This is a genomic window from Pseudoalteromonas sp. UG3-2 (assembly GCF_037120705.1).
Taxonomy (GTDB): Bacteria; Pseudomonadota; Gammaproteobacteria; order Enterobacterales; family Alteromonadaceae; genus Pseudoalteromonas.
The window spans coordinates 2775575-2788829 of the sequence record NZ_JAWLJU010000002.1 but is presented as its reverse complement, the minus strand read 5'-3'; the positions used below and the strand labels follow the sequence as shown (position 1 = coordinate 2788829).

Below are 13255 nucleotides of genomic sequence, written 5' to 3'. Positions count from 1 at the left end.
TAATTGCAAGTGATTTAAGATATTTGCCCCAATATAGTTGATATTAGGGCAACTTTCTTAACTGGAATGACTTAAGCAATTAAGCCATAGTGTTTATCAAGAATGGTGATCACCTCTTGACGTGGATCGCTTGGGATTTCCAGCTGTTGACCGACGATCTTGCTTGCAATGCCCACATAGGTATCACTCACGGCCATCATCACCTCTTGGGGTAACTTGTACTCCCGGGCTAAGGCTTCGCGCTCATCCATACGCGCCTTATTCAATAACACATCACTGTCAGGCACATTGTTTATCAACAGCTGGCGGAAGCCCTCTTTCGAATTTTCAATAATTTTGCCATCACGATAAGCCGGACCATCCCAAATACGTGATGAATCTGGAGTACCAACTTCATCGATGTAAATAAGGCGCTCAGTGCCATCGCTGTCTTCGACATAACCAAACTCAAACTTGGTATCAACAAAGATTTGGTCAAGTTTCGCAAGCTCTTGACTGATAAGGTGAAACCCTTCGGTAAGCAGTTGTTCATACTTATCGACGTCAGCGGCAGATTTAAAGTTAAATGCCGCCAAGTTATCGTCAATGTTTTGCCGCGAGATATTGACATCATCCACCGCAGGAACATCGTCCAGCCCAGTGATAATGCCCTTGGTAGATGGCGTGATTAGCACCTTATCTAGCTTTTGGTTTGCCACTAGTCCTTCAGGCAGCTGTAAGCCGCAAAACTCACGCACACCTTTGGCATAATCACGCCACATGCTACCGGTGATGTATTGCCGCGCAATGGCTTCAACTTTTACGGTGCTGGCCTTACGAACAATCCAAACGTAAGGGTGCGGAATATCAACAATGTGGTTACCCGCCAAGCCTGCTTGATCAAATAGTTTAAACCAGTGTGCGGCGACACTATTTAGGGCTATGCCTTTGCCAGGCACGCCATTTAAACCATTTTCACCTTGCCAGATACAGTCAAACGCAGAAATGCGGTCGGAAATCACCATAATCGCTAATTCTGTGTCGGCTGGTACATCGTAGTTTTTCTCTGCAATTAGGCGAGCACTATCGGCGTCGGTTAACCAATATACTGAACGTACTTTACCACTGTGAACCGCACCTTTAGTGCGGATAGGAAGATCGTCATTGACGTCTAAAACTTTGTAGCTACTCATTGTTACTCCGATGACAGGATGCGCCTTGCTAAAGGGCACAAAATAATGAGGGGGTTAGGCCCTCTATGATAGTCGAGCTGAGGAAAAATCACAATTTAACTTATTCGCTTGTTGCCCAACTTATGTTGGTTTTGCTTTTAGCACAATTGTTATACCATCACAGTACTGTTAAGTGGAAGAAACGTAACATGCTGACCATAAACCAATTGCAATTTACTTGGCCGGATCAAAGTGATCCTGTACTGGACATCGCACAGCTTACTATTGCACGCGGCGAACATGTGTTTTTACATGGCCCTAGCGGCAGCGGTAAGTCGACTCTATTGGGACTGATAGCCGGCACGTTAGATTGTCAACGCGGCGACATCACCATCGCCGGTATGGCATTAAGTAAGCTCAATCGCGCACAACGCGATCGCTTTCGTGCCGATCACATTGGCACCATATTTCAAAACTTCAACTTACTGCCCTATTTATCTCCGATTGAAAATGTCACTCTAGGGTGTGAGTTTTCAAAAAAACGTACTCAAGTGGTGCAAGCTGAAGGACATACGCTTAAACAAGAGGCGCAGTCACTACTGACGGAGCTGGGGTTGGATGCCGCAACACAACAACGCAGTGTCGCCGAGCTCAGCATCGGTCAACAGCAGCGCGTTGCTGCCGCACGCGCATTTATTGGCCGCCCTGAACTTATTATTGCCGATGAGCCTACCTCGGCACTGGACGCCGATAGCCGTGATGATTTTATCAAGCTGTTGTTTAAACTTGGCGGGGTATACAGCGCCACCATTATTTTTGTCAGTCACGATAAAAGCTTAGCGCCACTGTTCGATAAGCAACTCAGCTTGTTAGCGATTAACCAAGGGGGCAACAATGCTGCTTAATTTAGCCTACAAAAGCACCCTTAATCGTAAAGCCAGTGTCTTACTAACGCTTGCCACTATCGCCATCAGTGTGATGTTACTGCTCAGTGTTGAGCGAGTTCGCCAAGATGCCAAATCCAGCTTCGCCAATACCATTTCGGGTACCGATCTAATTGTTGGCGCCAGAACCGGCGATATTCAATTATTGTTATCCAGCGTGTTTAGAATTGGCCATGCCAATAATGCCGTGCAGTGGCAAAGTTATGAATACATTAAGTCGCAGCGCGGTGTCGCTTGGAGTATCCCAATTAGCCTTGGCGACAGCCATAAAGGCTTTGCGGTATTGGGCACCGATGATAACTATTTCAAACATTACCAGTATGCCAAAAAGCAAGCCCTTACCTTTGCCGCCGGACGGCCATTTCATAACGCCCAAGAGGTGGTATTAGGGGCCACCGTAGCCCAGCAGCTTGGCTATCAATTAGGTGAAAAAATTGTCATTTCTCATGGCATGGGCAATACCAGCTTTCACCACCATGACGACAATCCGTTGGTGATCTCCGGTATTCTAGCAGCCACAGGCACCCCAGTAGATAAAACCTTGCATGTGCCCTTAAGCGCCATTGAAGCCATGCATAATAACGGTCACCGCAGCCCAGGACGAATGATCAACAAACCCGCTTCCAATGACCATGACCATGACCATGACCATGACCATGACCATGAAAAGTCTAATGAAGCGGCGCGGTTAAGCAACCTCGACACAGAGCCTGGGGATTTGATCGGCAACACCTCACAGCTTACCGCCTTTTTGCTTGGGTTTGACTCGCCACTGTATACTTTGCAAGTACGTCGCAATATTAACCAATATCAGGACGAGCCGCTGTTGGCCATTATGCCAGGGGTGACACTCAGAGAGCTGTGGGATATGCTCGACATTATTGAGAAAATACTCCTACTGATTAGCCTTGCTGTGGTGCTTATCAGCCTACTCGGTATGCTCACCTCCTTGCTTGCCACCCTCAATCAACGCCGCCGAGAATTGGCTATTTTGCGTTCGGTGGGGGCAAGACCTTGGCATATTTTTGGCCTGCTGATCAGTGAAGCGATATTTATCACCGTGCTTGGCTGCCTGGCCGGCGTGGCACTGTTTTATATCTTACTACTGGCTGCACAAGCGGGCTTGCAAAGCCAGTTTGGTATTGTCCTTAGTATCAATGCCCTCACAGGGTATGAACTTACCTTGCTTGGCGGTATTATAGTGGCAGGTACAATCATCGGCGCGATCCCCGCCGCTCGAGCTTACTTTTACTCGCTTGCCGATGGCATGCAAATCAAAACATAAGAGGACCAAGATGCAGTTAAAGGTATCGACTCAGTTTTTATATAGTGTGGCGCTGCTGCTTGCCACCTTGTTTACTACCGCTGCACAAGCGGCGCCAGCAAAAGAAATCTTTTGGGAAGATCTGATCCCCGAAGGACATGTGCAGATCAGCAATCAAGACGCCGCTAGCCACGAAGGTGCTGAGCAAAACTGGGTGCAACCAGACTTAGACGCACCTGTGGTGAAAGCACTTGATGGCAAAGAAGTAAGCTTACCTGGGTTCGTGGTGCCTCTAGAAGGCGACAGTGAAGTGATCACCGAGTTTTTATTGGTGCCTTATTTTGGTGCTTGTATTCATGTGCCACCGCCACCACCTAACCAAATTGTGCATGTCAAAATCAAAGGCGGTGTACCAATCGAAAGCCTTTACGATGCCATCACAGTGACTGGAACCATGCAGGTGGCGACATGGAAAGGCGATATCGCGCAAACAGGCTATATGATGCAGGCCAAGGGCGTGGCGCCCTTTAAACTGTAACTCAAACCGTTAATAAAGCGCAGCACTCGGCTGCGCTTTTTTGTACCGTTTCGCTTTATTAAGTGGCCTACCTTGGGCGGGTATAGATGTGGGTTGGAATGATTTCTAGCGCTGACACTTAGGGCAGTATACGGTACTACGTTGACCTAGACGGATCTCTTTTAGCGTGGTGTCACACTCACTACATGGCTCTCCTTTACGGCCATACACTAATAACTCCTGAGCAAAGTAGCCCGGTTTGCCATCACTTTGGGCAAAATCTTTAAGGGTGGTGCCGCCTTGTTTAATGGCAGCGGCTAGGGTGGCTTTGACTATCGGCACTAGGCGCTCATATCGCTGCAGTGAAATTTTTCCGGCTTCTCTTTTCGGATGGATCCCCGCTTTAAATAGGGATTCGTTGGCGTAAATATTGCCCACACCGACCACCACATGATTGTCCATAATAAACTGCTTGATGGCCTGTTTTTTACCACGGCTTTGGGCAAATAACGACGCCGCAGTAAACTCTTCAGTTAAGGGTTCAGGACCTAATTTCGCCAACACGCTATGTTGCTGGTCGATTTCCTGCCACAAAAACGCACCAAAGCGGCGCGGATCATTGAGCCGTAACGACTTACCCGAGTCTAACTTAATCTCAATGTGATCGTGTTTTTTCAGTTCTTCATGGCAATCAACCACACGCAGATTGCCAGACATACCTAAATGGAGAATGGCGGTGCCTTTGCTGGTCTCCAGCAGCAGATATTTCGCGCGGCGCTTCACTGCCAACACCCGCTCGCCTTGCAACAATTGCACTTGCTCCGGCACCGGCCATCGCAACTGGCCATTATGAACACACACTTGTTGGATAACTTGTTGCTCTAAATAGGGTTTAATACCTAATCGGCTTACTTCAACTTCAGGTAACTCTGGCATAAGGGGGCTTATCTCTTAATCATTAATTGCTAATGGCTATCGGTAAAAATAACGCTTGTGCTTGGGCAGGCTCAAGTTCAAACCAACGCTTACCGCGCTTATCAAATAGGTAGTAATACTTACCTTCGCGAAATAGCTGGTAACTCAAAGGCAGCTCTTCTGTGGCAAGCCAAAACCGCGCCACCGTTAGCGCTTGCTGGTCTTCAAGCTCGGGGGCTTTAATCACTTGTACTTGTAGCTGCTGCCACTTGGCAATTAACTGCTGTAATTGCTCGGTTGAGTAACGGCTATCGCTGCCTTGCGGTAACTCTATACGCCAGCTGGTGCCAATGCGTTCAATTTTGTAACCGGGAAAGGCCAACGCCAAAACAAAGCTCTGCTCTGGTAACACCGACTCCACCTCCAACGCTTCATCACTGGGGTTCAGTTTGTAGTGCAAACCATTGAGAAAGAAAATCATCAGCAACATGGAAAAGATGACCACATTGTTCCAAGCCTTGCGGCTCATTTTTACCATGCAACACACTCCTGCGGTTAGTTCCTTGTTAGTGTATAAAAAAAGCCGCAACAGCAAAAGTAAGTAACAAAACAACTTCTCTGTGCAGCGATAGCTGACTTTAGTCTAATAGCAGCAAAAACTCCCCGTTTGGACACAGGTAAAACTATTAAACTGCGCTTTTTATTTGCTAGAATGAGGGCAAAATTTTAAGGAGTTCCGTCCATGGCAATGTATGTAGTGGGTCACAAGATCCCTGATTCAGATTCAATCTGCGGCGCAATTGCGCTTGCGCATTTAAAAAACCAAATTGGCGAAGAAGCCATTCCAACGCGTTTAGGCGAAGTGTCACCTGAAACGCAGTTTATTCTTGACCGCTTTGGTTTTGCGGCACCTGAACTCAAAATGAGTTATGCCGGCGAAGACGTTTACATCGTCGACCACACTGAAAAAACACAAGCGCCAGACGACATTGACCAAGCCACAGTAGTCGGTGTGGTTGATCACCATAAGCTTGGCGACTTAACAACGTCAACGCCACTTGAGTGCTGGATCCGCCCAGTTGGCTGTAGTAACACCATCATTAAAATGATGTATGACTTTTATGGTGTTGAAATTCCAGCCAATATCGCTGGCATCATGATGTGTGCGATTTTAAGCGATACCGTTATCTTCAAGTCACCAACGTGCACCACAGCCGACATCAAATGCGTTGAAGCCTTAGCAGAAATTGCCGGTGTTGATGATGCCGAAGCTCTGGGTATGGAAATGTTTAAAGTGAAGTCGGCAGTTGATGGCACGCCAGTACGTGACCTCGTTATGCGTGACTTTAAAGACTTCAACATGAATGGCAACCTAGTTGGTATTGGTCAGCTAGAAGTGGTTGATTTAAGCGTATTTGATGACATTAAAGAAGACCTTCACGCCGATATCGCTAAGCTAAAAGCAGAAGGCGATCGCCATACAGTGATGCTGCTACTAACAGACATCATGAAAGAAGGCTCACAAGTGCTTATTGCATCTGATGATGAAGCCATTATTGCCAACGCCTACGAGGTGACGACTGAAGCAAGCCAAGTGTGGCTCGACGGCGTATTGAGCCGTAAAAAGCAAGTGGTTCCGCCATTGCAAGACGCCTTTGCCAGCTAAAATGAGATGCCGAAGTGAACGCTTCGGCATTTTTATTTATGCCGTTCATTCTTACCCTAGGCCTGTTTGCCGCCTATACTCACAACCTCAATGCGACGTGGCATCGCCACCACCTGATCCAAGTCAACCTCGCCAATGGCGGTTGCATTACTCACATACCTGAGCAGCTCATCACAGGTGCTAGCGTTATTAACAGCAATGTCCTTCACCGTGTCAATATGGCGGCAGGATGGGTGCTATTAGTAGAGCCGCAAAGTCATTTCGGGCAACAACTTAAAGCCAGGTTACAACAAGCTAATGGTATGGAAGTGGCACTCGAGAGCGTGATCAACGCCGACATGCAGCTCAGTGAATTGACAGGCTTACTAAAGCTCAGTGGCAACAACCCGGTGGCCACAGACCCCAGAATCGTCTCGCTATTACAACAACTTGATGCCTGTGCCAGTGGCCAAGCTTGCCTACAGCCTCAGCACATTAATGCCCGCGATGTGGCAGCAACATTATGCCTGTCTGAAAGCCGCTTTTTACACCTATTTAAAGCCCAAATGGCCACCCCTTGGCGGCCCTATATTCTCTGGCATCGTTTAACTTGCGCCATTAGAGCATTACAGCGAGGCGATAACCTCACTATGGCTGCAGCCATTGCAGGTTTTGCCGATAGCGCTCACCTTAGCCGTACCTTTAAACGCCAGTTTGGCTTAACCCCCAGTGAGGCATTACACACTCAGAAATAAAGAAAAAGTCTAAAATGTAGCCAGTTTATTCAAGCCACCACCCGCCCTCTTCACTCACACTAATAAAAAAGAGGAGCACACTTATGCAAGCATATTTAACCCCTACTCCATTAGTAGATTACCTTCACCCTGACATTCAACAACTAGTGAAATCCAGAGGCTGGAAGCAGTTAGCTGCCATTGCCGCCGCTGAGCAAATTTATAATTTTGTTAGAGATGAAATTGCTTTTGGCTACAGTAAAAACGACCAGCAAACCGCCAGCCAAGTGCTAACGCAAGGCTATGGTCAATGTAACACCAAAGGCACCTTATTAGTGGCCTTGTTACGAGCCTGTGAGATACCCGCGCGAGTGCATGGTTTCAAAGTAAAGCAACAATTAAAACGCGGCCTATTACCAGCACCACTGCGACTATTGGCACCGAAAACCATTGTCCATAGCTGGGTGGAGGTGTGGCTAGACCAACATTGGGTAGAATTAGAGGGTTATATCATTGACTCGGCGTACCTTAAGCAAGTGCAGCGGCACTATCCACAGCAGCAAGAGTTTATTGGCTTTGGCATTGCCACCACTTGTCTGCACAGCCCAGACAACCAGTTTTCATTGACGGGAAGTTATATTCAAAAGCTGAGCATTTGTGAAGACTTAGGGATATTCACTACCCCAGATGAGTTGTACCAGCGCCATCAAAATTTAACCGCATTGAGCGCTTGGGCTTATGCTTATCTACTGCGCCACTGGCTAAACATCAGAGTAAGAGCCATTCGCCGTCATGGTCCTACTGAGCGGCAATAACACAGTTACGCCCAGCGGCTTTGGCTTGGTAGACAGCATGATCGACGGCTTTAAGAGCATGACTAAACGCCATATTGGTGTTCACTTGCCCAACCCCAAAGCTAGAGGTAATAAAGATTTCCCCGCTGGGCGTTGCAATGGCAGATTGCTGTAACACTTGACGCAGACGCTCAGCAATAATAAGGGCATCACCGGAAGCGGTGTTGGGTAATAACACCACAAATTCTTCGCCTCCTAAGCGGCACATGCAGTCTTCTAGTCGCAAGGTGCTTTCACACACTTGTGCAAAACGCTGCAATACTAGGTCGCCTACTTCGTGGCCATGGTTATCATTGACCTCTTTAAAATGGTCAATGTCTAACATCATCACGCTTAGGGGATGATCAAAACGTGCATGGCGGCTGATTTCACGCGCCGCACAGTCCATTAAGTAACGGCGATTTTTAAGGCCCGTTAATGGATCTTTAAACGCCATATCGGTTAACTGTTGCTGCATTTGCCACAGCTCTTTCACCAACAACCTACGGCTGCAACAGTCTGCAATCATTTCAGCAAAAGCAATTTCGTCCTTATGCCATTGTCTTATTGTTCCAAGACCTTCACAGCAGACCACGCCATGGGGAATACCATTTTTAAAAATCACCGTATCAAGCATAGTGACAATGTTATTAGGAATAAGGTAAGGGGTTTCAAACTCTTTGGTACGCTCATCAATTCTTGCGTCATCTGCATTAATTGACTGACCGCTATTAATCGCAGCAAAGTAAGCGGGAAAATCTTGATATTGTAAGGCCGGTAACTGCTCAGGAATATCACCAGAGAGCCAGTCGGTGTTGGCCACATTCACTAGTTGTTGTGGTTGGTTTAAGTCGTCAAACAACCACACCGTTACTCGACTGACATCCAGCGTTAATTTGCCTTCATCAAGAATATCGCTTAAAAAGCTTTGATGAGAGCCAGATACATCAAGCTCTTGTGAGCTTAATCGCCGCAATCTTTGAGTAACAGTACTGAAATTCTTCAACATAATACGAAGAGAGTGCCTTTTTTGTTAGCTTAACCCGCCAAGTTCATTAAGCATAGTAGCAAATAGAGTGAATTCGCTAATAATGTTTGGATTTCTCAGTGTTTCAACAAAATATATGAATAATAAGAGGAGCAACCGCCTTGGCATCAAAAACACATGGAATTAGACGAGATGATGCAATAATCATCCCGCCTGGGTTAAATTAAGGGAGGTATTTGGCGAGATATTTCTTAAACACCGGATCGCTGGCCGCTAACTCTTGCTGTTCCGCCATGATCTCTTTTAACATCTCTTCTGAGGTCAACGGATTGGCTAAAACAACCCGAAACACCACCGTAGGCTGGTGATCGTACTGCTCTGGTGTCAACCGAGTTCGAGAAACAAACGAGCGTCCCGCCTCACGTTGGCGTTTTTGCATGCTAGCGGTGAAACGATTGAGCGCAGCATAGATGTCTATTTTTTCTTGTTCATCGGCTTTGGCGATGGCTTGCTTGATTGGCTCTGGCACATAACGATAGGTAAGAATACAAAGTTCAGGTTCTGAGATCAGCTCAAAATCCGCAGTTTGCTTGATCAATTCTGCAAAATAACGCGCCTTTTCAATGCCCTTATCAATCAGCATTTCATAACCTTGCCGCCCTATCACTCGCAAGCAAGCATGAACTAGCATCGCCATGCCCGGACGACTGCCCTCCAAGGTGTGACTGCCTAAGTCTTTTGAGCCTTTACGGAGAATGTACTCGGCATGGTGTTCAATGGCGTCAGAAGCGGCGGGGTCTTTAAATAACACCATGCCCGCCCCCATTGGCACATACATTTGTTTGTGGGCATCTATGGTAATGGAGTCTGCCCGCTCAATGCCATTGAGTAAATGACGGTTATTGTTAGACAGTAAAGTGGCTCCACCCCATGCGGCATCGACGTGAAAATGGCAGTCTAACTCGGTTGCTAAATCGGCCATGTCATGAAGTGGATCGATATTTCCGGTTTCCGTGGTACCAGCCACGCCCACCAAAGCCATTACCTTGATCCCCTGCGCTTGTAGCTGCTGCGCCTTTTCACGCATGGCAGCAACATCTACGCGGTTATCACTGCCTGTGGGGACTGAAATAAAGTTATCGCGTCCTAAGCCCAAAACATCGGCGGCTTTGCCTAGAGAATAATGGCCGCGCTCAGATACTAATACCGCCAATCCACGGTAGCCATAGTGCAACATAGCAGCCACCATGCCCTGAGCTGCAATGCCCTTAAACTCGCCATCGGCTTTTAATAAACGGTTCCGTGCAATCCACAGTGCGGTGATATTCGCCACAGTGCCTCCGGAACAAAAAGCCCCTAACGAAGTTTTAGCGCTATGCATCCACTTATCGTAAAAGGTATCGCTTTCACCATAGGCTAGGTGATGCATCATGCCCAACACTTGACGCTCAAGGGGCGTAAAGGCTTTTGAGGTTTCGATCTTAACTAGGTTTTGATTCAGCCCCACCATGAGCTTTGATAAGGGCAGCACAAAATGCGGCAGTGCCGAGGTCATATGGCCAATAAAGCTAGGTGCAGCGGTGTGCACTGAATGTGCCACCAGCTGCTCCATAATATCTTGTGCGTAGTCAGAGACAAACATCGGCACTTCTGGGATCACCGCAGACTGGAAATCTTTTTCAATTTCGTGCAATGGCTTTTCGACGGCCGCTATGTTTTCATTTAAAAAGCCAGCCAAATTGCTCGAGATTTCTTGCTCGATTCTGCTTAAGGTTGAATCTGGTGCTTCAGGCACAGTAAATATACGCATTAAGCTTTCTTCAGATGCAACGGCACAACGCTTTGGACCCATCAATACTACCTAAACATCAAACAGTGCAGGATAATAGCGATTGCTGCGATGCTCACTAGGCACGCAAAGTACAACCGATATTGCTGACACAAGAGATTATGAACTATGAAATGGCTAACTTTACTGTAAAGAAAGAGAATTGTCTTGTTTTGTCGCCTTAATTTTCACGATACCTTGACAATTTAATGAAATTACAGCGAAAGTTAAGTGATATTACGTCATTAATCATTGTTTTACATAACTAGATACAATTGCACATCCGGTTAAGGTATAAGTACGCAACGCCACCAAGCCAGCTTGAGCTGCCGCAATTGTGTTAGCAAGATGGCGATTATGTAGTATGGTTATAATATCGTACGTGCACGATGACTGATTTAAACGCGGAGGATTAAACTCTGCGCACACCTGCAAAGGTAAAGGACTATCATGAATACTCGGAGCTTGGTTCAGCCGTTAAAGTCGCGCTTAAAGCGCCCCAACCACTTTTTTAAACCGGTTAACAATTGGCTGGGGTTTACCACTCGATTGCCATCCGCTTGGTTACTATTAGCTTCGGTGGTTTTTATTGCTGCGCTATCCACCTATGTGGTTGCCAGTTATTATGAAACGCGCAGCGATATTATGGCGCGTATTGATGCCCAACTGATTGATGCCGCGCAAAGTGCCAATGTCATTGTCGGCCAGCAGTATCATCAGCAGAGCGACTCGGTGTCGCGTGAGCAGTTCCAGAAAAAAAGCCAGGAACTCACGCAATTAGCCAACGCATTAGGGGTTGAGTACGTTTACACCATGGAGCTGAAACCGCCCCATGTGCATTTTACCGCCTCGAGCTTTACCGCCCAAGATATTAGGCTAAATCGCCTCACTCAATATCATGATATTTACTCTGAAGCGTCGGTTACGCTAAAAAGCGCATTCCACTCCACCGAGCCGGTATTTGAAGTAGCCCAAGACCAATGGGGCTACTTTAAAAGCGTGTTTATTCCCTTTGTGCTCCCCGACGGCAGTACCTACATTGCAGGCGCCGATATTACCATCCATGATTTAGAATCGCGTTTACACGCCAGTGTAGTGGCCGCCGCCATCGATGCCAGTTTCTTTTTAGTGCTGTTTTTAGTAGTGATGAGTTTGTACTTTATTTACTACCGCAAAACCTTAACCACAGACAGCCGTACTGGATTTGGCAACCGCATCGCCTTGCAGCAAGCCCTTAAGAACTCCAAGTCACAGCACCTGTGTTTGAGTGTTGTTTGGGTAAAAGAACTTGAAGATATTATGAGTTTTTATGGCACTGAGGTGGGAGATAATATCATGGCTAAAGTCATGCATTACTTTTCTGAGTTTACCCAGCCTTTTGCAGTGTATCGCGTCACTACCTCAAAATTGGCGCTATTAACCAGCGTTGAAAATGGCGAGCGCTTTTTAGCTAACTTAAGTGAGTCTTTTCCTAGCACTAAACCCATTTATGAAGCGCCACACTTATATGTAAACCTATGTGCCGGTGTTGCTAAGGGCAATTGCGCCCTACTGCTCGAAAATGCTTTTTTAGCACTGCGGCAAGCACAACAGCAAAACCTGAGCGTGTGTTACTTTGAGACCCAGCGGCAACTCAATCCGCAACAGCAAGTGGAGAACTTACGCTTAACTCGATTGTTGCAGCATGCCTGTGAGTCGGATCGCATCATCCCATTTTACACCGCCAGACGGGCCAGCTTTGACCAAAACAATATTCAGTATTTTTGCACTGCAAGAGTATTAAGTGAACATGGCGCGATCATTGATATCAATGAGTTTTACCCGGTAATACAGCAGCCGAAACTACACGGCAAAATAACCATGAAGCTGTTAGAGCTCTGCTTTACGCGGTTTCGTAAAAGTAATCACGCATGGGCACTAACACTTAGCCACAGTGAGGCCGCCGATCCGGAATACTTTGACTTTTTGTGCCAGCTACTTAGACGCTATCCACAGCCCCAGTTAATCACATTCGAATTTGATGAAAGTGACGTATTAAAAAACTTTAGCGACATGAGTTTAATCATGCAATCGCTTAAAACCAAGGGGGCTCAAGTTGCGGTCAGTGGAGTAAACAGCGGCTTTTTAACGGTTAGCCGCTTATTAAAACTGCCTCTGGATGCCATCTGCTTAGATGAGGGAAGCTGCGAACTGCTGATTGAAGACCCAACGTTGCAAAGCTCCATCGCCGATCAGGCCAAACATTGTAATGCCAAGCGCATCACTTTAACGGTAACAGGGGTAAATTCAAGTAAGCAAGCTGAAGTGTTAATTGCACTGGGCGTCACCCGGTTGCAAGGTGACTGGGTAGCTAAGCCCAGTGGTCACATTAATATCGACACCAATGCAGTGCACAATTAAGCATCGCTGCCAGACATCGAGCTGGCAGCATATGAA

12 protein-coding genes are annotated in these 13255 nt (G+C 46.9%); 7 read left to right on the top strand and 5 right to left on the bottom strand.

Translation table 11 applies throughout. The features are described 5' to 3' along the window. Positions 1 to 71 precede the first annotated feature (71 nt). A complete protein-coding gene (locus R3P39_RS15570; protein WP_336568603.1) occupies positions 72 to 1172 on the bottom strand; it encodes a phosphoribosylaminoimidazolesuccinocarboxamide synthase in 1101 nt (366 codons plus the stop codon). Between the two features lie 188 nt (positions 1173 to 1360). On the opposite strand from R3P39_RS15570, the gene R3P39_RS15565 reads away from it, so the two are divergent. From R3P39_RS15565 to R3P39_RS15555, 3 genes are read left to right on the top strand one after another with little or no spacing between them, the layout of a single operon-like run. After that, on the top strand, positions 1361 to 2056 hold the full coding sequence (locus R3P39_RS15565) for an ABC transporter ATP-binding protein (RefSeq protein ID WP_336568602.1): 696 nt from the start codon (positions 1361 to 1363) through the stop codon (positions 2054 to 2056). After that, entirely contained in the window at positions 2046 to 3380 is a 1335-nt protein-coding gene (locus tag R3P39_RS15560; RefSeq protein ID WP_336568601.1) for an ABC transporter permease, read from the top strand. Before R3P39_RS15565 ends, R3P39_RS15560 begins: the two co-directional genes overlap by 11 nt. 10 nt (positions 3381 to 3390) lie before the next feature. After that, on the top strand, positions 3391 to 3897 hold the full coding sequence (locus R3P39_RS15555; protein ID WP_336568599.1) for a DUF3299 domain-containing protein: 507 nt from the start codon (positions 3391 to 3393) through the stop codon (positions 3895 to 3897). 105 nt (positions 3898 to 4002) lie between these two features. Here the strand turns inward: R3P39_RS15555 and mutM are convergent, their stop codons facing one another. Then, positions 4003 to 4812: a bifunctional DNA-formamidopyrimidine glycosylase/DNA-(apurinic or apyrimidinic site) lyase gene (mutM, locus tag R3P39_RS15550; protein WP_336568598.1), complete on the bottom strand. Its 810-nt coding sequence runs from the start codon at positions 4810 to 4812 to the stop codon at positions 4003 to 4005. 22 nt (positions 4813 to 4834) lie between these two features. Further along, positions 4835 to 5329 (bottom strand): hypothetical protein, encoded by a 495-nt coding sequence (locus R3P39_RS15545; RefSeq protein ID WP_336568597.1) that lies wholly within the window; start codon positions 5327 to 5329, stop codon positions 4835 to 4837. 204 nt (positions 5330 to 5533) lie between these two features. Between R3P39_RS15545 and R3P39_RS15540 the strand changes: the two genes are divergently transcribed. The 3 genes from R3P39_RS15540 (at position 5534) to R3P39_RS15530 (ending at position 7985) form a co-directional block, all read left to right on the top strand. After that, positions 5534 to 6457, top strand: coding sequence for a manganese-dependent inorganic pyrophosphatase (locus tag R3P39_RS15540; protein ID WP_336568596.1), 924 nt, complete (start codon positions 5534 to 5536; stop codon positions 6455 to 6457). Between the two features lie 14 nt (positions 6458 to 6471). Then, the gene (locus tag R3P39_RS15535) at positions 6472 to 7191 is read left to right on the top strand and encodes a helix-turn-helix transcriptional regulator (protein WP_336568595.1); all 720 of its coding nucleotides are present in this window, start codon (positions 6472 to 6474) and stop codon (positions 7189 to 7191) included. 83 nt (positions 7192 to 7274) lie between these two features. After that, complete coding sequence (locus R3P39_RS15530) at positions 7275 to 7985, top strand: transglutaminase-like domain-containing protein (protein WP_336568594.1); 711 nt, start codon at positions 7275 to 7277, stop codon at positions 7983 to 7985. On the opposite strand, the gene R3P39_RS15525 is transcribed toward R3P39_RS15530, so the two are convergent. Then, a complete protein-coding gene (locus tag R3P39_RS15525; protein ID WP_336568593.1) occupies positions 7969 to 9012 on the bottom strand; it encodes a sensor domain-containing diguanylate cyclase in 1044 nt (347 codons plus the stop codon). The two genes, R3P39_RS15530 and R3P39_RS15525, sit on opposite strands and share 17 nt — an antisense overlap. 202 nt (positions 9013 to 9214) lie before the next feature. Beyond that, positions 9215 to 10843, bottom strand: coding sequence for a pyridoxal-dependent aspartate 1-decarboxylase PanP (gene panP / locus R3P39_RS15520; protein ID WP_336568592.1), 1629 nt, complete (start codon positions 10841 to 10843; stop codon positions 9215 to 9217). 426 nt (positions 10844 to 11269) lie between these two features. Between panP and R3P39_RS15515 the strand changes: the two genes are divergently transcribed. Further along, complete coding sequence (locus R3P39_RS15515; protein ID WP_336568591.1) at positions 11270 to 13219, top strand: EAL domain-containing protein; 1950 nt, start codon at positions 11270 to 11272, stop codon at positions 13217 to 13219. Positions 13220 to 13255: the final 36 nt, after the last annotated feature.